Source organism: Brevibacillus laterosporus DSM 25 (genome assembly GCF_002706795.1).
GTDB lineage: Bacteria > Bacillota > Bacilli > Brevibacillales > Brevibacillaceae > Brevibacillus_B > Brevibacillus_B laterosporus.
Genome location: NZ_CP017705.1, coordinates 1,669,016 through 1,693,383, shown reverse-complemented (window position 1 = coordinate 1,693,383; position 24,368 = coordinate 1,669,016). Strand labels below are relative to the sequence as shown.

Here is a 24,368-nt window from a genome sequence, read left to right as displayed (position 1 = left end):
ACTTTTCATATGAGAAGACGATACGAACTACGCGACGATCAATGGGAACAAATTAAAAGTTTCTTGCCGCCTGAATGGAAGCCGCAAGGCGGACGCCCGGCAAAGGACAACCGGCAGATGCTAAATGTGATGCTCTGGTTGTTCCGCTCGGGAGCGCCGTGCGTGATTTGCCCGAATATTACGGACCGTGGCAATCGGTGTACACACGATTCCGCCGCTGGGAATAAGCGGGGTTGTTTGACCGGATGCTCGAAGTGCTCGCCGCCGAACCTAATGCCGAAGGCGTCATGTTCGATGCCTCCATTATCCGTGTCCATCAACACGGCGCGGGGGTAAAAGGGGGCAACAATTCCAAGCCAAAGGAAGATCGCGGGGAGGCTTAACCTCCAAGATCACGCCGTGGTGGACGCACTCGGCAACCCCCTAAAATACGAAGTAACAGCGGGCAACATCAACGATTGTGTGACGGGATACGAGATCCTGCAAACCCTTGATGTCGAGGGCAAGAACGTCATAGCCGATCGTGGATATGACACCGATAAAATCATCGAGCTGTTGGAAGAAAATCAGGCGAACTCCGTCATTCCTAGCGTAAACATCGTACAGTTCAACGTCCGACCGACTTGGTGGGTATTTTTTAGCACACCATTAGATATTGATTTTTTAATGCTAGAAAATTATTTTGAGGGGTATTTATCACAACTAGAGTCTGGAGAAGGTCCTAATCTAAAAATAGGAAAAACAAATAAGAAAATACACAAATTGGACGAATCAGATAGAAAAAGTGATGAATACAAAAAACGTTTAAAACTGGATATTGCTTGCACACTCAAAAATGAAGATAAAGAAGGTCAATACTATTCCGATCAACAAAAAGAAATGATGATTTGGTATAAGTACCTATTTCTTTACCGAGGAAAGCCTTCTACACATATGAAAATGCTCGCACAAATAGAAGACAAGGTTTTACAGGTTACTTTGCCAAGTGTTTTTAGTAGGATGGCAGATGTTATAAAAACAAAACTATAGATAAGGGGGGATACAGTTTGAATAAATATATTACCACTAATGAATGGAAACCTGCTGATAATCTGTCTTTTGACCCAGTAACTCTCAAGGTAATAACTTCGGAAAATAATATGATGGTCTCGGCTGGACCGGGTGCTGGAAAAACTGAACTATTAGCACAACGAGCTGCTTTTTTACTTCAAACAAATAAGAGTATCTATCCTCGCCAAATACTAGCGTTAAGCTACAAAGTGGATGCAGCTAAAAATTTGGAAAGTCGAGTTAAGGAAAGATGTGGAGAATTCCTATCCAAGAGATTCGCTTCAAGAACATACGATGCGTTTGCTAAAACGGTCCTGGATCAGTTTGGTAATTTATTACCGATAGAATTACAGCGTGCAGAAAATTATGAAGTTGCTTCAATAAAAGATGTAAAAGAAGCTTTTATTGCCGCAGGTTATCCAAGCGAAGCACGTAATAAATTCTATACATATTATTATTTAGCAGAATTTAAATTGCCTTTTGTTGAGACCGAATATGGAGATATTGCAAGAAAAGTTTGGCCTATTATGCTTAGAGGCAATGGTAAGCTAAACCCCAAACTTACATTTGCAATGATTGCACGATTAGCTGAATTGATTGTATGTTCTTATCCTGCAGTCAGAAAATCTATCCAAGTTACTTACGGTCATATTTTTTTGGATGAGTTTCAAGACACACCAGGGCATCATTATGACCTAATAAAAAGTTGTTTTTATGGGAGATGACTGTATACTAACAGCTGTTGGTGATAAAAAACAACGTGTAATGGGGTGGGCAGGAGCTCTTGAGAAAGTTTTTGAATTATATACGAATGATTTTGCGGCAAACAGTGAAACAATGTTAGTCAATCATAGATCCGCTCCGCAACTTGTTACGTTGCAAAAGCCTGTCATTGAGGAATTAATAGGTACTTCTCTTGACATAAAGCCAAACGATAAATGGTCAGGGGATGAAGGGGTATCCGAAGTATGGCAATTTCTTCACGAGGAGCACGAAGCTGTAGTTGTCAGTAAAAAAATAAAAAATTTAATGGAGCAGAATAAAATAAAATGCAACGATATATGCATTTTGACTAGAAAACTACCTGCAGAGTACACCAATAAAATTATCTCTACATTAAAAAATCTAAACATTGAAGCTCGTGTAGAAGAGCTGTATCAAACTTTGTTAAAAGAAGATCTTGTTCTTATTTACCAAAGTATATTTCGACTTGCATCAGATGTAAAATCGCCTGATGAGTGGACCTTCTTAATCGGAATATTAAGGAGATTAAAGGGCTATTCAACAAGGACACCAGACACATTATTAATCGATCTCGAAAATCACTTTAACAAATATCTCGAGTCTTTTCGGCAAAAACTTAGTACTATTTCATCGAAAGAAGACCTATTAGATCTAACTTATGGAATATTGCAGTATTTTGATCCAGATCTTCTTCAGGGACTGTATAGACAATACAATAAAGGTTACTTGGAATTATTAACTGGACAATTTATAGAATTGGTATGGAAGGAATTTTCACAATGTAATAATTGGTTTCTCTCCATTGAAAGATTTAAAGGTATTCATTCAATACCTATCATGACAATTCACAAAAGTAAAGGGTTAGAATATAATACTGTATTTCTCATCGGGCTGGAAGATTCCGCTTTTTTTGGTAATTCAGACGAGGAATTGTGTACTTTTTTTGTTGCCATTTCGAGAGCAATCGAGCGGTTATATATTACTACCTGTATAAACAGAGGGGCTGAGAAGAATTCTACAAGTAAGATAAAATCATTTTACGATTTATGGAAGTCAGCAAATGTAGGAAAAAGCATTTCGTTCACAAACTTCGATGAGAAGTATCAAGGGTATTTTAGGGAACCAAAATAGGAAAACGAATGACGTTCTTAATATAAGGATGTCCTGATCGGGAAAGGGTTCCTTTCGAAACTAAACTGTATTAAGCTGAATATTGTAGATTTGATCTGAGGTGAATCGCCTCCACCCTACATATCCACAATTGAATTTTGAGAGCATATACCTTCTTGTGGCTGGATGAGTATATGCTTTTTTGTATTTTTTTGTACAAAAATAGTCATAAATGGGTATTTTTTTGGGAAATTTGGAGGAGATTGCAGAAGGATGTCGAAACTACAAATAAAAAATAGGACATTTGTAATGGAGTTGATATCGAATGATACTTTTTGGAGGTTCCCAGTGGCGTAAATGGGATTTACATATCCATACACCAGAATCAATTCTTAATATGCAATTTAATTTCGAGAATAGTGAAGATTGTGAGAGATATAATAATAATATTTGGGATAAATACGTTGACGAATTAGAAGGAAAAGGAGCAAAAGAGAATATCTCTGTAGTTGGAATTACTGATTACTGTTCTGTAGATGGATATGAAAAAGTCTTAGAATATAAACAGAGGGGCAGAGTACAAAATTTCGATTTAATACTTGCTAATGTCGAGTTTAGGATAATGCCTGTAACCTCAAAAGCCAAAGCAATCAACCTGCACTGTATATTTTCGGATGAACTATCCGTTCCGGATATAAAAAGGTTTCTTAATGAACTGAGTTATGAATATAGTTCTAAAAGGTATAAATGTAACAAAGAAGAGCTAACTGAGTTAGGGAGGGCGTATAACCCGGATTTAACAAGTGATAAAGAATGCTATAAAGAGGGAGTTAATCAATTTAAAGTTGATGTAGAGAGACTAAAAGAACTGATAGACAAGGATGAAAGATATAAAGAAAAGGTTTTCACTGTTGTTAGTAATAATTCACAAGATGGAGCTTCTGGTCTTCGAGATAGTTCAACAGGTTCATTTCGCCAACAACTGTATAGAAATACTAATTTTATATTTTCAGGGAGCGAAGGATGCAGAAATTATTTTCTGGGGCAAAGTTCTGATTCGAAAGAAATTATTATAAGGAAATGCGGTTCATTGAAAGCATGCATCCATGGATCAGATGCTCATGATTTTGGAAAACTATTTAATCCTGATTTGGGTAGATTTTGTTGGATCAAGGCAGAGCCTACTTTTAACGGACTGAGACAATTATTGTTTGAACCAGATACACGAGTGAGAATTCAAAAAGAAGAGCCTGAAACTAAAAAAAATATTTATTCTTTAAAGAAAATTAGCATACCATCGAATAATATAAATCAAGAACTTTCTATAAGCAATGTAGATTTACAACTGAATAAAAACTTAGTTCCCCGATAATTGGAGGTAAAGGCTCAGGAAAAACTGCAATAATAGATGTTATTGCTAACTGCTATCAGGAGTACGATAGAAGCAGACATTTTGACAATAAAGGTAGAGAAACAAAAAGCAACGTAGATAGAAACTCGTTTGTACAAAGAATAGAAAAAGAATGTCCTGATCTGGAAGTTAAACTCGAATATTTTGATGAAGAATCTACCTTTAGTAAAAAGATAACGGATAATAGATTCTTTCAAAATGGGGAAATTCGTTATTTACCACAAGGTAAAATTGAAGAGGTAGCCGGGAATACAGAATTACTGCATAAAGTTATTCAACAACTAATTTTTACTAATATTCAAGGTAAAAATGATAGCGAGTATGAAGCGTATAAAAAAAATGAGGATAAAATTGCGAATGTTAATAAAGAAATTATAAAAATTCTAGGAGAAATAAGTGTTTTATTAAAGGAGTCTTCTTCAGAAATTTTAGTAGAACAGGAAAGGCAATTAGAAATTAAAAAAGGTGAGTTGAAAGATAAAGAAACAAAGTTGAGTACATTTAGTGGTCAACTTTCAGAGGAAGAAGAAAAAGCAGCATCAGAAGCAATTGAAAAGTTGAAAGAGTTTGATTTGGAACTTGAAAAGTCGAAAGATTATGTTGAAACGTGTAGTAGTACTTTAGTAGATATAAAGGAATTAGAAGACTCAATCAATGCAAATATATCTGAATTGAACGAGGGGCGCTTTGATTCCAATTTGAAGTTAATTCCAAATGTTGAGTTTAGTAATCTTATTAAGATGATAAATTTTAATATAAGTTATGCTTCGATAAGGAAACAGTATTTTGATCAGGAAAAAAATAAATATTCTGAGGTAATAAAACAATTTAGTGGAAAGCAAAGTGAGAGAGCCAATCTGTTAAAGGATAGGGATAATATTTTAAAAGCTATTCAGGAAATAGAGGTAAAAATATCGGAGCTAAATAGGAAGAAAAGGGAGTATTTTTCAAAAGCTAAAGAATTATGCGCAAAGCATGAAGAACTTATGCTTTACTACAAAAGTCAAAAGAATTCTTATGATAGAATAATTGAATCTTTCAAATCTACGGATACAGAAATCCTTAGTAGTATTTCTTTTAAAGCTGAAGTTTATTTTAACGAAAATTTATTTACAGAACTATCTGAGGATTTATTCGATGGTCGAAAGATACCAGATGACTTCCTTGAAACAAAAATAAAAAGTATTAAAGATTTTTTGCAAATTGGAGATCCTTTTAATTACTTTCAAGATAAGAAAATAAAAGATTATCTTAGAAAAAATAAGGATTTAACCGACTATTATAAATGGTTAACACAGGATTATTTCCGTCTCGATACTAATGTTTTCTTTAATGGGACTGAACTATCAAAATTAAGCGTTGGTCAAAAAGGCGCAGTAATATTAAAATTATATTTAGCCGATGGAGACTATCCAATTATACTTGATCAACCAGAAGACAATTTAGATAATAGATTTATCTCTAACGAGTTAATAACAGCTTTTCGTAAAGCAAAAGAGAAAAGACAAATTATTATAGCGACACACAATGCTAACCTTGTAGTAAATGCAGATGCTGAACAGATTGTTGTCGCAGATTTTATTAATAACAGTATAGTTTATACATCAGGATCAATTGAGAATAATCACTTAAGAAAGGAAGTGGCAGGTTTGCTAGAAGGTGGGGAAGAAGCATTTAAACAAAGAGAGAACAAATATGGTTTTCTATAAAGCTTATAGAAGTGTTAATATGTGGATTTGAATCATCACGACCCACCCCCACCATAAATATATCTACGATTTTTTAATTTAATTATATAGTCTACTTGTTTTTTAAAACGATATCCTTTTCCACAAAACTACAAACGGTTGTCACAGTTTATCTTTCTGTGATGACTGTTTTTTTGTTCAGATCAAGTTTTTCATGAGTTGTTTGGTGACTCCCTCGTACATTATTAACCTTGGAGGGTATTTGTACATAAGCCTACGAAAAAAATGAAATGGTGTCACAAAATCCGCTCAGCTGGATCAAATAATTGATCTGGAATCAGAAAGGGGGAATGACGCATGAAAAACAAACGCTAGTAGCTGTAAGTATGATGGCATTATTAATATCAGCAGTATCCCCACTCACAAGCATGTCGGCACCAAGATCCACTTCCTCAGCCTGAAATTCACTGTATACTTTCTTCATACGTTTTTCTTCCTTATCAATTAATGAACTGTATTCCTCTGAGGACAGAGTGCCATCTGCTAAAACCATCATCCAGTTTTTTCGTCTTCTGTTGCTTATTTCAGTTTCACGTTGTATTCAAATTTGATTTCGTTGTACCGTTTTTAGTTTTACCAAAGAGTAACTTGTGAACAGCGGAATACCCAGTAAATGTTATTCGTATTTACCAATCCACACAATATTATAGACATGATATTCATTACTATGGTTAGACATATACTCTTTTATTTTATGCTCCAAACTACAAATAAGTCTAACTAATATTTTAATTGTGAAATTAAATAAATGGATATAATTTACAAATATTTAGTTTTGTTCTAATATTTACATATAATTCAAAATAAGGGGTGGAATAGTTTTGTTTAAAAAAATAGTAAGAAACTGTAAAACAGCTTTTTTATCATTCTTATCTCTATGTATGTTACTAACAATTACATTAAGTAATTATACATATGCAAAGGATAAGGACTTTGAGGTGTTACGGAATGATGATTACGTAACAGAAGTAATGGTAACATGAGAATGGGGAAGACTATATTGCTTCAATGGATAAGGAAACAAAAAAAATTACCTTTAAAACAGAAGAAGCAGAATATGAGGTTATTCTTGATGGGATTAAAAATGAAGAAGATGGTACTAGTATTTTAGAGGGAAAACTAATAAACGAGAGTAATGGAGAAATAATTAATCTCGATGATTTTAACCAAAAGGAGGATTTAAATAAAAATTTTCCCAGCTTTGCTTTTGTCTATCCACTAGCTTTAGGATTAACAGCTGCTTTAGAAGCATTGTTAATAACAACCGCGACTATTGTTATTGGTGGTGCGACATACGTTTTAGTATCAGAAGTAAGCGAACAATTAAGGCAAAATAAAAAATATGTTTGTAGCATATAGATACTATTTTAAAAAGGAAGGTGAAAGTCGTTATTGGACCTGGTATCAGTGAGGGGGAAGCAGAGGCTCGCTTAATGGAAGATTCAGATACTTTTGCTAGGACAAGAAATCTAGCTAAGGAAATCTTTTACAAGGTAACTAGAGATCCGGAGATTCATGGTCATTCATTTTATTTGGGAATTAATTGAATAATTAACATAATCGCGAGTGTGGTAATATTATTAATATAATCACACTCGTATTTTATATATCGGGGGCGAACTTATAATGCAAAAAGAACGAGCTGAAATACCTCTACTAATCCCACTTAAGCCTATCGTAAATCCATCATTCATAGCTTGCAGTCATTCCTGTGAAAAAGGAAAACTGGAGATCTGTAATATTAATCTCGAAAAAGGAAAAAAGGGAACCCTATATCCCATCCCTCAACAAATAGCCAAAATCTCAATCTCACCTACAGGCAATGTAATATACGGAGCTGAGCTTGATCAGCAAGATAACAAAAATGTAATCGCATTTTATAGGATAGAGACCAATGAAAAACGTACAAATAAAATTGTAGTGATACCTGCTGACGAATATCGCAATAAATGGATGGAAACCAATAGCCTGAATGACGTTGAGGCTCATTTATCTGAAATATATGCCCTAGATGATCAGTACGCCATTTTTTTTATTTCAAATTCTGGGGTAGAGTATGGGAAACCTTATTATAGTGATATTTTCTTAATTGATTCGATTGAATCATCTGTTTATAAAATAACCACAGATATAGGTCATAATGATAGTTTGCTTCGACTTGATAGCCTACAAGCTTTCTATGCTGATCAGCATTACTACTTCTATATGAAGACAGGTAGAATTTATGCGTATGAAAAACAAAGCATGTGGAGAGAGACAAAAGCAAGCAACCCCTACTATGACCATTTGGAAACCATCATGATTTTTAACACGAAGGATTTTATTGAACAGGTAAAATCCAATCAGAGAACGCTAAATGGAAAATTAATTGAGCAGGTTAATTACAATCAGACTTTGAGTGAAATGGATATAACAGCAGAAGGCATAAGCTATTTATGGGGCGACATTCCAAATGATGTACAATGCTTGATAAAATACAAGGCGAGCAGCAATGAAAAAGATAAAATTTTTAATGAGACAAGTATAAAGGAATACAAAAATAGGGATGTACATGAAGATTGGCTGTATGAGCATATTGCCAAATTACAGAACAACTTGAATGATAGGTATACGTTAGAAACTCGATATAATCATTATAATGTCTTCCTAAGCGAAGATTTTAGTTAGACTGGGTATCCGAAATCAGTACCAATCAAACCACAACTCACTTCCCCTGACAAACCACATCATATATGATTGAAATTATACAACAAATGAAAAATGCCTGATGAAAATCCCAGGAGGTGAAAAGTAGTGGCAAAAAAGCGTAATTTGCCAGAAACCGCAGCATCTCATGCAAAGCCAAGTGTTGGAGGCGATACTTTGCATGGGGTGGATATTCAATAATGAAATCGCCCAAATCGGCATAGATCATTTCTAATCTTTTGGCTTTGCACCTTATTTTCATTGATTTAATGAATAGGGGGCAGTCAGAGATGAAATATGTGAAGGCAACAGCTATTTTACCCGAAAAGCTACTTGTTGAAATTCAAAAATATATTCAAGGTGAAACCATATATATTCCCAAACCAAAAACGACTTACCAAAAATGGGGATCACGTTCTGGCGGAAGAAAGCTAATTGATGATAGAAATATTGCCATTAAACATGCATTTAAAAATGGAAAAACGATTCATCAATTAGCGGATGACTACTTTCTTTCGATAGAGACAATTAAAAAAATTGTCTATTCAAGTAAATAGGCGTGAATAGTACTGCACTTATAATCTTAGGATTAGGTTATAAGTGCTTTTTGTATGTCGAGTTTATTTCTCAGTCATCTGCTACATATCAAAGAAGAAGCTAATTTTTTATAGTAAAAGAGAGGGCAATGAAAGAAAGATTGAGCCTTTTGAAAAGATTAGGTTTACGTATTTGGAGGGAATCATATGATGGAGCCATTTATTAAAAATCATCAATACAACTATATTAAGAAGCAAATAGATATCCTGCAAAACGCTACCTTAACTGTTGCTGATCCGAAAGTAATGGAAGCGGTGAGGTACGGCTCAGAAGCAAAAGCAATAGATGTATTTCCTAATGTTACGGACATCCAAAAACAATTGTTGAAAAGAATTTCCTCATTAAAAGAAGCTGAGGATTTTCAGGATTATCTACGTTCATTATTACCCTACTTGGTTGAATTTCCACAAGTGACCGAACAACAGATAAAGAAACTATTCCCCAAAAATAAAAAGCTTAAGGTTCCTGATTTAGTAACGATTGACTATTACAAGGTAACCTATCTTGGGTGGATCAATATTTCTAGTAATAAATTGTTCATCGTCTATCATTTGAAGGGGAAAATAGTTGGAATCGAAGGTAAATATACGATTGTAAATAAGAAAAACATATGTGCATTATGCCATGGACATGGTGAGGTTGCTTTATTTTCAGCGATATCGAAATCAAGACCTGTTAATGCATCTTCTGATTATTACAAAGCGGTTGGTCACTATATATGTATCAATAGTCATGAATGTAATAAAAGGATTACGGATGTTACTCCGTTAGAGAGGTTTATTGAGGACGTTATAGGCTAAATAAGCTTTATTATAGAGGTATCAATCATATAAAATGCTCGCTGAATAATGGTGAGAATAGATGTAGCAGGATCGTTCATCGACAGGTGTATTCGGTCGTCCCACCCAAAGCTGAATACGAATTGACAGCTTTGGGTTAAGGAGTGAGACCAGTCATTGAATATCGATAGTAGTGGGGAATACAATTACGCTCTCCGCAACCTGATGAGTTATAGCTTCTGCCAATGGCTGAGCGGTAAACAATTCTTACAGCTACTACAATAGCTCTTTATAATATCTTAAATCAAGCAGACACCTGATGATTCGGGTGTCTTTTCTCGTAAAAATAAACGGGCTTCCCAAAGAAAACCTATAAGGTAACGGACCGGTTTTGAATATTTGATGCAGTCCCTCCAACTTCAATTTGAGTGATACGCCCCTGTTTAACCGAAAGTCTTGAAATAATAGTAGAGGGCTGATTCATGCTGTGACCCTGAGCAAAAGCTAAGCGGTGAATGGTATGGTCAGAAATGATTTTATGCTTGTACAAATAGCATGTTAGGGCCCCACATGATGTCCCTGTCGCACTTTCCTCCGGTATATCATACAAAGGAGCAAAGTTCCTACAAGTAGCAATCATTTCGTTTTTTGTTTCCAATGTGAATAAATGAAAGCCAATAACCTGATATTTTTTACTTAGTAGTGTGATTTGATCAAAATCAGGGGTAATTTTATTGAGAACCTCTAAGTTTCTAATTGGAACAAGTATATCCTTCAATCCTGTTGAAACAATCTCAAGCGGCAGTCGTTGGTCTAAGTCTTCTGCTGATATATGTAGAGATTTGATGATATCTTCTCTATCTGGTTGATCATAAAAGGTTGGGAGGGCTTGCGAAAGAAAAATATGATGATCATTTTCCACGGTTACCTGTAACAAGCCGGCCTTACATTCTAATGTATATGTGCCGTGACTAATTTTTTGTTGACATACCATTAGATAAAACGCTGCAATTGTGGCATGACCACATAAATCAACCTCGGCATTAGGGGTAAAAAATTGAATCTTAAAATCTGCGATGGAGGATGTCTGAATAAACGCTGTTTCAGAAAATCCAACTATATGAGCAATAGTTTGCATGTCCTTCTGCTTCAATAAATCAGCCTCTAACACAACGCCCGCTGGATTCCCCCCATTTGGGTCAGTTGCGAAGGCATTTAGCGTATAAACCATTACTTCCAACAAGATCACCTTTTTTCTGAAGTTGTTTTATGAATTGAACATCCGGTTTCTATAGGGCTTTAGCGATATCTATTACTTTACCTATTATATGATTTTTTAAAAAGATTACCTTTATTTCATCAATTAAAAAAGGGATTAGATGCATTTGAAATTGATGTGTGACTTGGTTTTAGGACCAAATGTGACCAAAAAGAATTAGAAATACCAAATTGATCCAGATGGCACTGTATCTACAAAGAAATGCTGGGTAGAGTTAATAAAGAGCGAATAATCAAGCATTACATAAGCAATACGGCAGAAGTGATGGAGTTCGTGGAATTGAGTCAGGCATTAGAGAATCTTATTCATAAGGGTGCTAGACTCAGTTTATTTGGTCCAATCAAGAGATGTTTGCCATTTTGACGATAAACATAATAAGTCAATGCCATGGAGAGCGTAGTAGTGAGGCATAGACGATATTACTTCTGAATAATTAGGAGGGTCTATATTGGAACGATTTACAGACGAATATGGTCATAAATATTGCTTTAATATGGTAACTCATTATGGTGGCAAGGTAGTCGTGCACTGCCCGAAATGTACAAAAAATGCCTATATTTCTAAAGAAGCTAATGGATATGTTCTAAAATGTGGAGCGTGTTATCATACAGAAACACAATCGGAAGCCTATAAATACTCGGCTAGAGGGTTCTGCCAGCATTGTGAAAGGTACTTTAATCTGGAAGTAAAGGATGAAAAGAAAATAACTCAAAAACAATTGAATATAGCGTGTCCTCATTGCCACACAATGAATCAAGTTCCTATGCACAGAGTGGCAGATTATCAATGGCGGTACCAGGATATTAGAGATGGGAAAGATCCAGTTTTTCATTTGGAGCTATACTATTTGGATTATTTTCGTGGGAAACCGGTATGGGCTGTAAACCGAGACCATTTGAACTATCTCATATCATACACGTCAGCATCCTTGCGTGAAAAACCAGTGAATGGTCCCATGCGAACGGCTTCCCATTCCCTTCCTGTCTATATGAAAGAGGCGAAAAATAGAGAATCTATCGTAAAAATCCTCCAAAAATTACAGAGGAAATTTGAAGAATAGCAAGGATGATACTTCTGAAAAGGATTTGAAGGTACAAGCTCTACAGAACGAAGATTGGTGTAGCTATTTAATAGAAAGGGGGTTTTTACATGGAATGTTTTAAACATCTTGAAGAATTAATTAGAAGGATTGAGAAAGTGGAATGGAATGAGTGGATTTATACGAATGTGAATGCTTTTGGGCGTGACCCACTACATAACGACTATTACATAATTCCGGAAGAAGAATGCTGGGATTTGGAGGAAGCGGGACAAACAATGAAAAACCACCGTGATGAGGCCATCCCTGCGTCTATAGCGGATCGGGAGGTGCAGTCCTGGCTGGAGATTGCTACTGTTCAAGATGTAATTGACGTAGTAAGAAGGCGGGGGGAAGAGCCAGATATTTTGCTGATAGCCAAAGCACTCCGCTATTATCATGAACAGGATGCTTTTATGGAATAAAATGAACTTCATTTAAAAACTAGAGACAATCGTCATAAGCTTGACGTAACGTTATAGTAGGAGCGAACATTTCATGAAATATGTAAGGTTGCCAGGAATTGAGGATAATGAACTCTATTATTTTGAGGTTGATGACCGCAATGCAGCATATCGGCAGATTGTCGTAACGGATAACTATCATTATGCGATTTCGACTGCACCTGATTTTCAATTAAGTGAAATCGAAATAGAGTATGCAGACGATGAATTGATAGGTGAAGCTGAATTTCAAAAGATTTGGGATTTAGCGCTGGAACCATATAGGGAAGAATGGAATCACACAAAGCGCAAGTATAGCTTAGGGCAGGAAATCAATGGAGTCATACAAATGTTTTATCCTCAAGGAATCATCATTAGAGGAAACGATAATGTCTATGCAGTTACGAATTACGAAGCTGTTAAGCGCCAGATAAAACCCGAGTATCTAAATCCTGGATATAAGATCAGTGGAGTGATCAAGGATTACGATGACAAAAATTTTTGGTTCGTTCTTGAGGATTGTTCCATGACAGGAGATCGGATTTCATAAATCTATTCTTTAATAAAAATGACGGATGGAACAGAATGGGATTTCTATGTTAGATAATGTTACCCGTTTTCTCCATGAACATCATTGTTTAATCATAATGGATAACAATTGAATTCAGCTTGTTTTAACCAAATGCATCTAGGAGGAGATAGGAATGGACTGGTTAAATAAAGAAGTAGCAGCGGCATGGCGTGAAGAGGGGAAACGGTATGCTTCAGATGTAAACCGTTTTATCCGTGAAATGAAAGAGATGGAAGGAAAACAGGAGCCCGCGTATCCCTCAGATGACCAGAGGACTCAATTGGCGGAAGAAGTATTTGAAATGATAAAGACTGCTAATAAGAAGGGGGAATGGCAACAGCTCCGTAAAGAGCTTCCACCTGCCACATGGCCGTTAGCTATGAATTTTGAAAAAGCGATGCAGGCTGTACGGTCTATTTCATTTCTGGACAGAAAAACGGTCGTCTTCACCGCAGGAGCAACATGGGACAAGAGCAGTGTTTTCATAGCGAGTGAAGAGGGGATACAGCAGTTTCCAGAGCTAAGCCATGTTGGCTGCTCTATGGATGGCTCTGTGTATGCTTTGGTTGGTCAGCAGGATATCCGGCTAATCCGTCATCCAGATCGACATTTACAGGGAAAAGAAATAGCAGTGTTTCGTTGGGAAGATATATTGACACAGATTAAATCAACAATTCCCGATTTGAAGACCCTTGCTGATTGTGAGTATCCTGAGGCGATACTGGAGGCAGTAATTCCATTTACAGACGGGAAAAGCTTGTTACTGGCTAGTGGGTACGGAATTTACTTGGTAGAAAAAGACCAGGTATCTCTTCTTCATCCTAGTGTTGCGGAGTGCTTAGAATATGAGGCAGAGGATACTGACATCGATATGCCCCACGCTTCGGTTTCCCATGATGAACGTTGGATTGCCTTTGGGAGCCAATCCAGTGACCATGTGCTAATAGACCGGAGAACTGGAGAGACCCATACATTCTATCCAGAGTCTAGCTATCCTCATTACTGCTTATTTTCTAAAGATAATCAGAGCGTTTGGTTTAATTCATGTCACTTCTATAATGGAATGACGTTTCGTGTTCCATTAAAAGAGGTGGAGAATGGTCAGGCGAAAGCAATAGAAGATTGGCCGATCATGGATGAGGAGTCTAGGGTATATGCAGCTGTGGCACTAACAGGGGGCACTGTGCTTGGTCATGCCTACGGCTACGTTCGATTTATCAATCAGGAAGGTAAGGAGTTATGGCGCCATTTTGTCGGCAGTACGATTTCTGGTATAGCGGTGTCCGAGGACGAGAGTTTACTGGCAGTCGGTACCTATGGGGGAATGCTTCACCTTCTAGATTTACAGGCTGAGGCGATGGATGAATACGGTATCGGAACAGGCACACTACGTGAATGTGAACGATTTATAATATGGAAGGAAATGGACGGAGTGCTGCGTTGGTAAACAGGTAGATAAGAATCATATAATAGCATAATTGTGAGAAAAAATTTCCTCCCACGATAGCGGGAACAGATATGGCAGGAAGTATAGAGAACAGAGAATACGGAGGCATAAATGATAGGATTACATCTTATCATCGCCATTATTTGAAGGAAGAGCAAACTTGATTAAACACCTAGGGAAATACAAAATAGAAGGTATAGGCGGTGAGGACATGGATGGGAAAAAGCGAAGTGAGATCGTAGCTGGGCTTGAAGTGGAGATTGTTTTAAAGCAAGATCAGAGGACAGGAAAGCGTACACGAGGAATTGTGAAAGATATTCTGACAAATTCTAGTACGCATCCGCACGGGATCAAAGTAAGATTAACGAACGGAATGGTAGGTAGAGTACAAGAGATTATCAAGGGTGAGTAGCTTACGTTTGTTCTGAGATTCTGGCAATGTTTTGGGATAGGGGAAAATTCCTTTGTAGAAACTCAGGAAGAAGGCTGTAGGCAGGCTACACATTCCTTTTTCTTACTAAACACACAAAAATGGAGATTGAACAGATAGTCTACGTTCAATCTCCATTTTTTCTTTCTTTTATTCTTACGCATAAAGAGCTGATAAATCTGTTACGAGGTATCTCATCGACGGAATCTGGACTCTACGGCTATCTGGTCAATCCAACCACCTAAAGAGGCCCAATTACTCCAGCCATTATTAGGGGCAACCTGCCAGATATGCCAAAGAGCTTGGTCCCCTCTGTTGCCTATCAAAAATAATAGAAAGGGAAAGTCATTAACGAGAGGGTGACATTCCTCTGCTTTGACTGATTCCAATAGAGGGTGTTGTTACATTATTCGAAAACGAAAGAAGAGCGATTGCTTTCCTGGACAGTTGACTGGAAAACGATCGCCCTCTATTTTGAACAAAATATAAATGTTTTAAGGAACATGCATATCAACAGATCAACCTGTTTTTTTCATGGAAATCGTGCTGGTTATTCGGGGTGTGGGCATCATGGGACAGTCGAGGTAGAAACAACTATATGAAGCAGTCATTAACAGGTAGTTATCCTGTAGTGACTGCTTTATTTTATTTTATTTTATTTTATTTTATGGTTTAATTCCGATCGGGTTACTTGCCTTTTTGAGCGAAGGTGCTATACTAGAAAACAACTTAACGTTATTCCCGAAATGAAGATCAAAATCGGAGGAGTAGACATGACGAAGCGCTTTGGAATTATTTCTATTATGATGAGTATCCTTTTATTTCTTAGCGGTTGCGCTAGTGAAGGTATGGCACCTCAGCAACAGGGAGATCAGAGCCAAACAGTAGCTGAGAGCGGTAAACCCAAAAGTGGAGGAAGCTTGGTAATCGCAGTTGGCGATGATCCGAGTGCACTTAACCCGAATTATGCTGGGGATCGTGTGACTTTAACCATTAATCAATCCTTGTTTGCACCCTTATTTACAATCAATGATGGGAAGAAAACATTTGTATTAGCTGAAAGCTTGACGCAATCCAAGGACTTTTTAACCTATACACTAAAATTGCGAGATAACCTGACTTGGCACGATGGGAAAAAGCTGACTGCTGATGACGTAGTCTTTACGCTTGCTAGCATTTTGGATGAAAAGCAACATAGTCCACAACGAAGCTTGTTTGTATTAGATGGAAAGCCGATCCAAGTAAAAAAGGTTGATGATACTACAGTAGACTTTGTACTTCCTCAAGTCAGTGCAGCCTTTGAGGGGGCTTTGGTTCAGGTTTCTCCAATTCCTAAGCATATCTTTGAAAATGTAGAGGATATTGAAAAGAGCGAAAAAAACTTCAGTCCAGTAGGTTCTGGACCGTTTAAATTTAAGGAATATAAACCTGGCGAGTATGTAACCTTAGAACGTTTTGATAATTACTTTGCAGGAAAATCCTATTTAGATACTGTTACGTATCGTATTACTAAGGATACCAATGCAGCGAATTTAGCGATGCAAAATGGCGAAATTCAAATGAAATTTATCGATCCGCAGGACTATAACAAGATGAATGACATGCAGATGTTTAATTTAATTAAATATAATGAAGGCCGATTGGTTTACATGGCTTTTAACCTCAATATCGATGTACTACAGAAAAAAGAGGTTCGCCAAGCGATTGCCTATGCTATTGATAAAAATGAATTAGTTCATGCAGCGTACTCGTCTCTTGATTATGCTGAACCTGCTCATTCCTTACTTACTCCTGATGCGCTTTACTATACAAAGGAATTACCTACGTATGAATATAACGTGGAGAAAGCTAAGGATTTGCTGAAAAAAGCAGGAGTGAACCATTTGAAGCTTAGATTAGCATATGTGAATAACAACAAACCACAAACTAGTCAGGCACTCTATCTTCAGCAGAAGTTGAAAGACATCGGAATTGACATTGAACTACAGCCATTAGATCCGGCAGCGTTCTCAAATAAATCTCAAGATATGAAAAATAAAGATTATGACTTGTCCTTCGGTGGCTATATTATGGGCTATGAACCGGATGCATACAAATCTCTATTTGTTAGTACAGAGGCTTTTAACTATTCGCACTACAATAACAAAGAGTTTGATCAGCTATGGTCCAAAGCCGCTGTAGAGGTTGATACTGCAAAACGTGCTGAACTGTACAAAAAAATCCAAGAAACAGTAGCAGATGATGTACCGATCTATCCAATTGCCTACCCTAAATCCATTATAGCGGTGGACAAAAGATTTGGTGGTTTGCAAGAAGCGGTTACGAAGCCAGTGACTATGTTTGAGGATTTGTCCAAAATTTATGAGCAATAATAAATAGTTAGATCATTTATAGGGAACAAGGGAGAAAATAAGCTGATTCGGATCAGCTTATTTTCATTCCAAGAAGCTGTTCTAGGAGGACATTCATGTTTTCATTTATAGTAAAACGAATTCTTCAATCAATTCCGATGTTATTTTTTATTTCTATTGTTTGCTTTGCTTTGATAAAGCTGGCTCCCGGTGATCCCCTGCAAGCCTTCATTACTCCCAAAATGAGTCTTGAGGATATAGAACGGATTCGGCATAGCATGGGATTAGATCGACCTGGGTATGTTCAGTATTTTATGTGGTTGAAAAATGTGTTTATGGGTGATTTTGGCTATTCCCTTATCAATCACCGACCTGTGCTGACACAGGTAATAGAACGGTTACCGGCAACGGCAGGGTTAATGGGGGCCTCCATACTTCTCTCTGTTTTGTTGGCTATTCCATTAGGATTACTAGCAGGGGCAAATCGTAATAAGTGGATTGACAGTATTTTAAATATGTTTTCGTATGTAGGGATTTCGATTCCAGCTTTTTGGTTTGCTATGCTTCTCATCTACTTTTTTGCGATTAAGCTGCATCTTCTTCCCAGCATGGGAATAAGAACGATTGGGGTAACTTCCACCTGGGATGTTATCAAGCACGGTATACTTCCCTGTTTGGTCCTTAGTTTTGGTCAATTGTCTGTTTACATGAGATATATTCGTTCCAACACGATTGGACAACTAAAGGAGGATTATGTCCAAATCCAATACGCCTATGGCTCCACGCGATGGCAAATTCTTTTTCGTCATGTATTGAAAAATGTACTTTTACCGATTATTACCCTTCTTGGGATGTCATTACCTGATTTGATTGCTGGGGCGATTATTACTGAAACGGTATTTTCTTGGCCGGGAATTGGCTCTCTTAGTATTAAAGCTGCCTTTGGATTTGATTACCCGATCATTATGGCAATTACCATGTTTACGTCCGTCTTGCTCATCATCGGAAATTTACTGGCAGATATCCTGTACAGCGTAGTTGATCCACGAATCAGGGCATGGAGGTAGCAAGATGAATAGAAGAAGATGGAATAACATAAAAACGGAATTGTTATCGAATAAACTGGGCTTGATCTCAGTCATTATTCTAATGGTTTTTGCACTGGGTTCCTTGTTTGCTTTTCTTGCTCCATACGATCCTAATCAAATTGTTATTCAGGATAGACTCCAGGCAATGAGCCAAACTCATTTTTTCGGCACGGATGATTATGGTAGAGATTATTTTTCGCGGGCCCTACATGGTGGTCGAGTTTCTTTAATGGTTGGATTTGCCGCTATGATTATCGCTACTGGACTTGGAACAACAATTGGGGCGATTAGTGGATATTTTGGAGGCATGGTCGATAGCATTATCATGCGCACAGTAGAAATTTTAATGTCGATCCCATCCTTTTTATTAATGCTGATCCTAAGTGTGTATTTAAAGCCTAGTATTCAGACCGTGATCATTATCATTGGACTTTTAACTTGGATGAATGTAGCAAGACTTGTCCGAGCAGAGACATTGTCTGTTAAAGAACGAGAATATGTATTGTACGCCAAGGTGTCGGGACAAAGCCCATTTAAAATTATCTGTTATCACATCATTCCAAGCATCTCGTCTACTATCATTGTGACAGCGACGATCAATATTGCTTCTGCGATTTTAATGGAATCGGCGCTGAGTTTTCTGGGGCTGGGTATTCAACAGCCCAATTCATCGTGGGGGAGTATGCTAAACAACGCACAAGGATTTATAGGGGAAGCACCCCATCTAGCTCTGTTTCCTGGCTTGTTTATTCTCCTTACAGTAATGAGCTTTAATGTCCTAGGAGATGTTTTGCGAGTAGCCTTTGAACCAAAAGCGAATGACGAATAAGAATAGATATAACGAATGAAGATGATTAGCTTGGAGTGAGTCATATGACGGAAGTTTTATTGGATGTGAAGAATTTAAGAACGTCTTTCTTCACACGCGCTGGAGAGGTGCAGGCTGTTAGGGGAGTTAGCTTTACCGTTCAAAAAGGTGAAGTAATAGGGATTGTAGGAGAGTCGGGGAGTGGAAAAAGTGTGACCGCCAAATCAATTCTCTCTCTGATTGCACAACCGGGGAAAATTGTCGGTGGAGAGATCAAATTTGGTGAAAAGGATCTGTTAGTAGCGACAGAAAAAGAGCGTAAAGCGATTCGGGGAAATCGGATCGCTATGATCTTTCAAGATCCCATGACTTCTCTTAATCCTGTATATAAAATTGGACGCCAACTGACAGAAGTAATTATGAGGCATCAAAAGGTAAGTAAGTCGGTAGCTAAACAAAAGGCAATCGACTTATTAAAACAGGTGGGCATTTCCTCTCCTGAAGAACGCTTTAACCAATACCCGCATGAATTCAGCGGCGGGATGAGGCAGAGAGTGATGATTGCAATGGCACTCTCATGTGAACCGGAGCTATTGATCGCAGATGAGCCTACTACCGCATTAGATGTAACGATACAGGCTCAGATTCTTGATTTAATAAAAGAGCTAGCTAACCAGTCAGATACAGCAGTTATGCTGATCACGCATGATTTGGGTGTAGTCGCCCAGGTATGTACAAGAGTAATTGTCATGTATAGCGGTATGGTGATGGAGGAGGGGAAGGTTGAGGATATCTTCTATCGCCCACAGCATCCTTATACACAAGGGCTTCTGCGTTCTCTACCTAAACACCATAAGGGAAATAAAGAAAGACTAATTCCCATCGAGGGAACTCCGCCTAGTTTATTAAACCCTACAAATGGCTGTCCATTTGCAGAACGCTGCCCTCATATGATGGATAAATGTCTTAGCGAGATTCCGCCTTCTTACGAGATAGGTTCCGACCAACGGATGAAATGCTGGCTGGGAGAAGAGATCGGGGGGAAAAGGAATGAAACCCAAAGACATTTTAGTTGATGTAGAACGTCTCAGGAAATATTATCCAATCAATAAAGGTTTTTTTGGTGGGACAAAGAAATATGTCAAGGCTGTTGATGACATCAGCTTTCAGATTTATAAGGGAGAAACGTTTGGGTTAGTTGGAGAGTCCGGATGTGGTAAATCTACAACAGGGCGCAGTATCGTCCGGCTGTTCGATGTGACTGATGGGAAAATATTGTTTGATGGACATGACGTAGCGAAGATGAGTGAACAACAGCTCAAACCATTTCGCAAACGAATGCAAACCATTTTTCAGGACCCGTATTCTTCTTTAAATCCGGGGATGACTGTCTTCGAGCTGATCAGTGAACCTATGAATATTCATGATTCCCTTGGAGAAAAAGAGCGGAAGGAAATCATTCAGGATCTCTTGGAGCGTGTCGGTCTAAAGAAAGAACATTTGGATCGTTACCCGCACGAATTTAGTGGAGGGCAGAGGCAGAGAGTCAGCATTGCTCGATCTCTAGCAGTGAAGCCAGAGTTTATCATGTGCGATGAACCAATCTCAGCGCTGGATGTGTCCGTTCAGGCCCAGGTTGTCAATATGCTAGAGGATTTGCAAAATGAATTAGGGCTGACCTATCTGTTCATTGCCCATGATTTATCGATGGTACGTCATATTTCAGATCGCATCGGGGTGATGTATCTAGGTCAACTTGTAGAAGTAGCTGAAAGTAACGAGCTATATGATCATCCGGCACACCCATATACACAAGCACTTCTTTCTTCTATTCCGATAGCTGATCCCAAGTTGCGTAATCAAAAACGTATCATGATGGAAGGGGACATTCCAAGCCCATTGGCAGCCATTCGCGGCTGTAAATTCCAATCGAGATGTCCGTATGCATCATCACGCTGTGTCGAAGAACAGCCGAAGCTAGTATCTATTAGCCCGGGTCATCAGGTTGCCTGTCACTTGTTTAGTGAATAAGTCAGAAATGGAGAGGGTATTACAAAATGTCTCTAGTAAAACTTTCGCAAAATGAAGCACTCATGATTGAGGTACTCCGGGCAAAGGGTGTGACAGAAAAAGAGTTATTTGATGTCTTAAAAGAGGGAGATATCAGTGCTTTTCAAAAATGGAGCGATGACTTCGATTTTTCCAATCTGCTTGATTTCTCAAGACAGAACTGGGGTGAGTTTGAACAAGCAGTAAGAGAAGGATATCAGATTAAATTTAATACAATCAATGGTATCAAATATTTGATCTCTGTTAGATTAAACCAAATGGCTGACCGTGATTACCAACATAATGGTGATCATTTATCGGGAATTAAGCTTAAAGAAGCGGAAGTCATCTGGCTACAGTCTGTACTCTCTAAAAATTGGACGGTCGTGGAGCAAGAACAAGAGCGAAACTCAGATTTTAAGGTAGTAAAAATAGAGATGGTTCGTTCGTAAGCATTGGAGCGTAATTACGCAATTTTTCAATGGAAAGTCACCTGCCGGGGTGGCTTTTTTCGTGGCTTGAGCGTGACTGCCCTATCATTTCTTTTTTTGTCATACTGGTGTAACACTTCAGCACTACTATATACCTAGTCATTCGCAACAACGTGCTGGAGGGAATTCAAATGAAAAACGAGACATTCTTACTTACAGGTGGTACCGGTTCTTGGGGATGGGAACTAGTAACTCAGTTATTAGAGAAAAATCCAAAGGAAATACGTATCTATTCTCGCAATGAAGCGCTTCAAGTGGAAATGAGTCAGTATTTTCATGATCACCGATTGCAGTTCATTATTGGTGATATTCGCGATAAACAAGAAATGATACAGGCTTGTCAGGGTGTCGATCATATCTATCATTTAGCCGCTTTAAAGCATGTACCTATTTGTGAAAATCAACCAGATATCGCTATTAAAACAAATGTGGTCGGCACACAAAATGTTATTGAAGCTGCCATCATAAATAAGGTGAAAAAAGTCATTTATGTATCAACCGATAAAGCCTCAAATCCTTCAAGTACATACGGAATGACAAAAGCGATCGGGGAACGTCTCATTATTCAAGCCAATATGCGAGACACGTCTACCAGATTTGTTTGTGTGAGAAGTGGAAATGTTCTAGGATCAACAGGAAGTGTCATTCCTATTTTTCAAAATCAGATTCAGCAAGGACTGGATTTGGGTGTGACGGATATGAATATGACAAGATTTTTTTTACGACTAGAAGAAGCGATTCAAATGTTGTTTATAGCTACCGAGCAAAGTATGGGAGGAGAGACGTTTGTCTTACATATGCCATCCTGTAAGATCAGTGATATGGCTGAGGTATTCATCGAGGAATCGAGAAGAAATGACATAGGAATAAAGCTTTTGGGCTTACGTCCTGGAGAGAAGCTTAATGAAACACTAATCTCGGAGTGTGAAAGTCACAGAGCGATTCATTTTAACCAAGATTATTTTGTGATTCTACCTACCTATCAATCTCCAGAGCTACAGGAGCATTACGCTAATTGCCAACCGGTTGGTTTTCATAGTTACCATTCTGAAAGCTCCCTTATGACAAAAGAAGAGGTTAAACAAATGCTAAAGACTGGGGGGTTCTTAAAATGAAAAAAATCATTTTTACAGGAGGCGGTTCAGCCGGTCATGTAACGGCCAACTTAGTGCTGATTCCCAAATGTACAGAGGAAAATTATGAAATCCATTATATCGGATCAGAAAATGGTATAGAGCAAAGGCTTGTAGCGGAATTCGAGCAGGTTCACTATCACAGCGTATCAACTGGTAAGCTACGGCGCTATCTCGATTGGAAGAACATTACTGATATCTACAAAGTGATGAAAGGTATCCTTCAAGCGTATCTCCTAATGAGAAAGCTGAAACCTGATGTGGTATTTTCTCTAGGCGGATTTGTTTCCGTTCCAGTAGTCCTCGGAGCAAAAATGAATGGGATTGCTACTATCATTCATGAACCTGATGTGCGTATGGGGCTTGCGAATCGGATATCTTATCCTTTTGCTACAAAGGTGTGTACAACCTTTTTAGAAACGAAAAAAAATGATCCATCAAAAAAGATCACTCATATAGGAGCTATTGTTAAAGATACGCTCAAATCGGGGGAGCGAGAGCGAGGAATTTCTTTCTGTAACTTTACCTTTCAAAAGCCCGTCCTTCTTGTGATGGGAGGGAGCCAAGGTGCAGAGAAAATTAATCAGGTTGTTCGAGCGGTTTTACCTGAGCTATTACTAAGCTTCCAAGTGATCCATTTATGTGGGCCGGGGAAAATAGATGCTTCCATCCATCAAGAGGGGTATCAACAATTTGAATATGTCACACATGTATTGCCTGATTTGTTGGCAGCGGCTGATATAGTGGTGTCACGCGCTGGTTCTAACTCTATACATGAATTGTTAGCCTTGCAAAAGCCTATGCTGCTAATTCCGCATACCAGTGGCGGTACAAGAAATGGACAGATAAGGAACGCACAAAATTTTCAACATGCGGGATATGCAGAGATTCTCATGCAAGAGAATATGACAAATCAAACATTTTTGGAGCATGTCTATTATCTACATCAAAATCGTGAATCATATATCCGACAGATGAAAACCGACGATTCTGGAAAAGCTGTGGAGAAGGTTATGGAATTAATTAAGGGTTTTGATAAACGTAGTCTCTATCATTAAATGGAAGATGCGAGACTG

The 24,368-nt window shown here is 37.9% G+C and carries 28 protein-coding genes and 1 pseudogene; 26 read left to right on the top strand and 3 right to left on the bottom strand.

The genetic code is table 11. The features are described 5' to 3' along the window. Positions 1-9 precede the first annotated feature (9 nt). The 7 genes and pseudogenes from BrL25_RS26495 to BrL25_RS08095 form a co-directional block, all read left to right on the top strand. Positions 10-162, top strand: a pseudogene (locus tag BrL25_RS26495) (transposase); the annotation flags it as partial. A gap of 83 nt (positions 163-245) precedes the next feature. Further along, positions 246-383: a transposase gene (locus BrL25_RS25570; RefSeq protein WP_018670241.1), complete on the top strand. Its 138-nt coding sequence runs from the start codon at positions 246-248 to the stop codon at positions 381-383. 16 nt (positions 384-399) lie between these two features. Continuing rightward, complete coding sequence (locus BrL25_RS08115; protein WP_018670242.1) at positions 400-1,029, top strand: transposase; 630 nt, start codon at positions 400-402, stop codon at positions 1,027-1,029. A gap of 17 nt (positions 1,030-1,046) precedes the next feature. Beyond that, positions 1,047-1,775 carry a UvrD-helicase domain-containing protein gene (locus BrL25_RS08110; RefSeq protein WP_026315031.1) on the top strand — a complete coding sequence of 243 codons (729 nt, stop codon included), beginning with the start codon at positions 1,047-1,049 and terminating at the stop codon, positions 1,773-1,775. Next, the gene (locus BrL25_RS08105) at positions 1,765-2,925 is read left to right on the top strand and encodes a 3'-5' exonuclease (RefSeq protein WP_026315032.1); all 1,161 of its coding nucleotides are present in this window, start codon (positions 1,765-1,767) and stop codon (positions 2,923-2,925) included. Before BrL25_RS08110 ends, BrL25_RS08105 begins: the two co-directional genes overlap by 11 nt. A 304-nt stretch (positions 2,926-3,229) precedes the next feature. Continuing rightward, positions 3,230-4,276: a hypothetical protein gene (locus tag BrL25_RS08100; RefSeq protein WP_018670243.1), complete on the top strand. Its 1,047-nt coding sequence runs from the start codon at positions 3,230-3,232 to the stop codon at positions 4,274-4,276. A gap of 509 nt (positions 4,277-4,785) precedes the next feature. After that, on the top strand, positions 4,786-6,024 hold the full coding sequence (locus tag BrL25_RS08095; protein WP_018670244.1) for a hypothetical protein: 1,239 nt from the start codon (positions 4,786-4,788) through the stop codon (positions 6,022-6,024). A 316-nt stretch (positions 6,025-6,340) separates the two neighbouring features. Here BrL25_RS08095 and BrL25_RS08090 read toward each other — a convergent pair whose 3' ends face one another. Beyond that, complete coding sequence (locus tag BrL25_RS08090; protein WP_155802982.1) at positions 6,341-6,487, bottom strand: hypothetical protein; 147 nt, start codon at positions 6,485-6,487, stop codon at positions 6,341-6,343. 584 nt (positions 6,488-7,071) lie between these two features. Between BrL25_RS08090 and BrL25_RS08085 the strand changes: the two genes are divergently transcribed. The 6 genes from BrL25_RS08085 to BrL25_RS25565 all read left to right on the top strand — a co-directional run bounded on the left by BrL25_RS08085 (position 7,072) and on the right by BrL25_RS25565 (position 10,285). After that, the gene (locus BrL25_RS08085) at positions 7,072-7,422 is read left to right on the top strand and encodes a hypothetical protein (RefSeq protein ID WP_018670246.1); all 351 of its coding nucleotides are present in this window, start codon (positions 7,072-7,074) and stop codon (positions 7,420-7,422) included. A gap of 20 nt (positions 7,423-7,442) precedes the next feature. Next, the gene (locus BrL25_RS24755) at positions 7,443-7,610 is read left to right on the top strand and encodes a hypothetical protein (protein WP_018670247.1); all 168 of its coding nucleotides are present in this window, start codon (positions 7,443-7,445) and stop codon (positions 7,608-7,610) included. A gap of 79 nt (positions 7,611-7,689) precedes the next feature. Next, a complete protein-coding gene (locus tag BrL25_RS08080) occupies positions 7,690-8,730 on the top strand; it encodes a hypothetical protein (RefSeq protein WP_018670248.1) in 1,041 nt (346 codons plus the stop codon). 308 nt (positions 8,731-9,038) lie between these two features. Continuing rightward, entirely contained in the window at positions 9,039-9,305 is a 267-nt protein-coding gene (locus BrL25_RS08075; RefSeq protein WP_018670250.1) for a CD3324 family protein, read from the top strand. Positions 9,306-9,491: 186 nt separating this feature from the next. Continuing rightward, a complete protein-coding gene (locus BrL25_RS08070; RefSeq protein ID WP_018670251.1) occupies positions 9,492-10,145 on the top strand; it encodes a FusB/FusC family EF-G-binding protein in 654 nt (217 codons plus the stop codon). A gap of 86 nt (positions 10,146-10,231) precedes the next feature. Then, positions 10,232-10,285, top strand: a complete 54-nt coding sequence (locus BrL25_RS25565) for a winged helix-turn-helix transcriptional regulator (RefSeq protein ID WP_236847816.1) — start codon at positions 10,232-10,234, stop codon at positions 10,283-10,285. A 209-nt stretch (positions 10,286-10,494) separates the two neighbouring features. Here BrL25_RS25565 and BrL25_RS08060 read toward each other — a convergent pair whose 3' ends face one another. Continuing rightward, positions 10,495-11,355 (bottom strand): PhzF family phenazine biosynthesis protein, encoded by an 861-nt coding sequence (locus BrL25_RS08060; protein ID WP_328150435.1) that lies wholly within the window; start codon positions 11,353-11,355, stop codon positions 10,495-10,497. A 496-nt stretch (positions 11,356-11,851) separates the two neighbouring features. On the opposite strand from BrL25_RS08060, the gene BrL25_RS08055 reads away from it, so the two are divergent. The 5 genes from BrL25_RS08055 to BrL25_RS08035 all read left to right on the top strand — a co-directional run bounded on the left by BrL25_RS08055 (position 11,852) and on the right by BrL25_RS08035 (position 15,354). Then, entirely contained in the window at positions 11,852-12,463 is a 612-nt protein-coding gene (locus BrL25_RS08055) for a hypothetical protein (protein WP_018670253.1), read from the top strand. A gap of 89 nt (positions 12,464-12,552) precedes the next feature. After that, positions 12,553-12,906 (top strand): DUF7716 domain-containing protein, encoded by a 354-nt coding sequence (locus BrL25_RS08050; protein ID WP_018670254.1) that lies wholly within the window; start codon positions 12,553-12,555, stop codon positions 12,904-12,906. 73 nt (positions 12,907-12,979) lie between these two features. Further along, a complete protein-coding gene (locus tag BrL25_RS08045) occupies positions 12,980-13,474 on the top strand; it encodes a hypothetical protein (protein WP_018670255.1) in 495 nt (164 codons plus the stop codon). Between the two features lie 154 nt (positions 13,475-13,628). Then, a complete protein-coding gene (locus BrL25_RS08040) occupies positions 13,629-14,942 on the top strand; it encodes a WD40 repeat domain-containing protein (RefSeq protein WP_018670256.1) in 1,314 nt (437 codons plus the stop codon). A 211-nt stretch (positions 14,943-15,153) separates the two neighbouring features. Beyond that, on the top strand, positions 15,154-15,354 hold the full coding sequence (locus tag BrL25_RS08035; RefSeq protein ID WP_026315033.1) for a YwbE family protein: 201 nt from the start codon (positions 15,154-15,156) through the stop codon (positions 15,352-15,354). A 212-nt stretch (positions 15,355-15,566) separates the two neighbouring features. Here the strand turns inward: BrL25_RS08035 and BrL25_RS26655 are convergent, their stop codons facing one another. After that, positions 15,567-15,698: a DUF8189 domain-containing protein gene (locus BrL25_RS26655; RefSeq protein WP_472297959.1), complete on the bottom strand. Its 132-nt coding sequence runs from the start codon at positions 15,696-15,698 to the stop codon at positions 15,567-15,569. A 447-nt stretch (positions 15,699-16,145) separates the two neighbouring features. Between BrL25_RS26655 and BrL25_RS08025 the strand changes: the two genes are divergently transcribed. The 8 genes from BrL25_RS08025 to BrL25_RS07990 all read left to right on the top strand — a co-directional run bounded on the left by BrL25_RS08025 (position 16,146) and on the right by BrL25_RS07990 (position 24,350). Then, entirely contained in the window at positions 16,146-17,744 is a 1,599-nt protein-coding gene (locus tag BrL25_RS08025) for an ABC transporter substrate-binding protein (protein WP_018670258.1), read from the top strand. A gap of 95 nt (positions 17,745-17,839) precedes the next feature. Next, positions 17,840-18,790 carry an ABC transporter permease gene (locus BrL25_RS08020; protein WP_018670259.1) on the top strand — a complete coding sequence of 317 codons (951 nt, stop codon included), beginning with the start codon at positions 17,840-17,842 and terminating at the stop codon, positions 18,788-18,790. 4 nt (positions 18,791-18,794) lie between these two features. Beyond that, entirely contained in the window at positions 18,795-19,640 is an 846-nt protein-coding gene (locus tag BrL25_RS08015; protein WP_018670260.1) for an ABC transporter permease, read from the top strand. 44 nt (positions 19,641-19,684) lie between these two features. Continuing rightward, positions 19,685-20,695 carry an ABC transporter ATP-binding protein gene (locus tag BrL25_RS08010; RefSeq protein ID WP_018670261.1) on the top strand — a complete coding sequence of 337 codons (1,011 nt, stop codon included), beginning with the start codon at positions 19,685-19,687 and terminating at the stop codon, positions 20,693-20,695. Then, positions 20,670-21,650, top strand: a complete 981-nt coding sequence (locus BrL25_RS08005; protein WP_018670262.1) for an ABC transporter ATP-binding protein — start codon at positions 20,670-20,672, stop codon at positions 21,648-21,650. Before BrL25_RS08010 ends, BrL25_RS08005 begins: the two co-directional genes overlap by 26 nt. A gap of 26 nt (positions 21,651-21,676) precedes the next feature. Then, entirely contained in the window at positions 21,677-22,120 is a 444-nt protein-coding gene (locus tag BrL25_RS08000; RefSeq protein WP_018670263.1) for a hypothetical protein, read from the top strand. Between the two features lie 170 nt (positions 22,121-22,290). Then, complete coding sequence (locus tag BrL25_RS07995; protein ID WP_018670264.1) at positions 22,291-23,274, top strand: polysaccharide biosynthesis protein; 984 nt, start codon at positions 22,291-22,293, stop codon at positions 23,272-23,274. After that, entirely contained in the window at positions 23,271-24,350 is a 1,080-nt protein-coding gene (locus tag BrL25_RS07990; RefSeq protein ID WP_018670265.1) for an undecaprenyldiphospho-muramoylpentapeptide beta-N-acetylglucosaminyltransferase, read from the top strand. Before BrL25_RS07995 ends, BrL25_RS07990 begins: the two co-directional genes overlap by 4 nt. The last annotated feature ends 18 nt before the right edge of the window (positions 24,351-24,368 follow it).

Excerpts from the sequence above, each read along its gene's own strand:
- BrL25_RS25570 (WP_018670241.1), top strand. The coding sequence starts at position 246 with ATGCTCGAAGTGCTCGCCGCCGAACCTAATGCCGAAGGCGTCATGTTC.
- BrL25_RS08105 (WP_026315032.1), top strand. The coding sequence starts at position 1,765 with ATGGGAGATGACTGTATACTAACAGCTGTTGGTGATAAAAAACAACGT.
- BrL25_RS08100 (WP_018670243.1), top strand. The coding sequence starts at position 3,230 with ATGATACTTTTTGGAGGTTCCCAGTGGCGTAAATGGGATTTACATATC.
- BrL25_RS08090 (WP_155802982.1), bottom strand. The coding sequence starts at position 6,487 with ATGAAGAAAGTATACAGTGAATTTCAGGCTGAGGAAGTGGATCTTGGT.
- BrL25_RS08085 (WP_018670246.1), top strand. The coding sequence starts at position 7,072 with ATGGATAAGGAAACAAAAAAAATTACCTTTAAAACAGAAGAAGCAGAA.
- BrL25_RS08080 (WP_018670248.1), top strand. The coding sequence starts at position 7,690 with ATGCAAAAAGAACGAGCTGAAATACCTCTACTAATCCCACTTAAGCCT.
- BrL25_RS08075 (WP_018670250.1), top strand. The coding sequence starts at position 9,039 with ATGAAATATGTGAAGGCAACAGCTATTTTACCCGAAAAGCTACTTGTT.
- BrL25_RS08070 (WP_018670251.1), top strand. The coding sequence starts at position 9,492 with ATGATGGAGCCATTTATTAAAAATCATCAATACAACTATATTAAGAAG.
- BrL25_RS08060 (WP_328150435.1), bottom strand. The coding sequence starts at position 11,355 with ATGGTTTATACGCTAAATGCCTTCGCAACTGACCCAAATGGGGGGAAT.
- BrL25_RS08050 (WP_018670254.1), top strand. The coding sequence starts at position 12,553 with ATGGAATGTTTTAAACATCTTGAAGAATTAATTAGAAGGATTGAGAAA.
- BrL25_RS08045 (WP_018670255.1), top strand. The coding sequence starts at position 12,980 with ATGAAATATGTAAGGTTGCCAGGAATTGAGGATAATGAACTCTATTAT.
- BrL25_RS08040 (WP_018670256.1), top strand. The coding sequence starts at position 13,629 with ATGGACTGGTTAAATAAAGAAGTAGCAGCGGCATGGCGTGAAGAGGGG.
- BrL25_RS08035 (WP_026315033.1), top strand. The coding sequence starts at position 15,154 with ATGGATGGGAAAAAGCGAAGTGAGATCGTAGCTGGGCTTGAAGTGGAG.
- BrL25_RS08025 (WP_018670258.1), top strand. The coding sequence starts at position 16,146 with ATGACGAAGCGCTTTGGAATTATTTCTATTATGATGAGTATCCTTTTA.
- BrL25_RS08020 (WP_018670259.1), top strand. The coding sequence starts at position 17,840 with ATGTTTTCATTTATAGTAAAACGAATTCTTCAATCAATTCCGATGTTA.
- BrL25_RS08015 (WP_018670260.1), top strand. The coding sequence starts at position 18,795 with ATGAATAGAAGAAGATGGAATAACATAAAAACGGAATTGTTATCGAAT.
- BrL25_RS08010 (WP_018670261.1), top strand. The coding sequence starts at position 19,685 with ATGACGGAAGTTTTATTGGATGTGAAGAATTTAAGAACGTCTTTCTTC.
- BrL25_RS08005 (WP_018670262.1), top strand. The coding sequence starts at position 20,670 with ATGAAACCCAAAGACATTTTAGTTGATGTAGAACGTCTCAGGAAATAT.
- BrL25_RS08000 (WP_018670263.1), top strand. The coding sequence starts at position 21,677 with ATGTCTCTAGTAAAACTTTCGCAAAATGAAGCACTCATGATTGAGGTA.
- BrL25_RS07995 (WP_018670264.1), top strand. The coding sequence starts at position 22,291 with ATGAAAAACGAGACATTCTTACTTACAGGTGGTACCGGTTCTTGGGGA.
- BrL25_RS07990 (WP_018670265.1), top strand. The coding sequence starts at position 23,271 with ATGAAAAAAATCATTTTTACAGGAGGCGGTTCAGCCGGTCATGTAACG.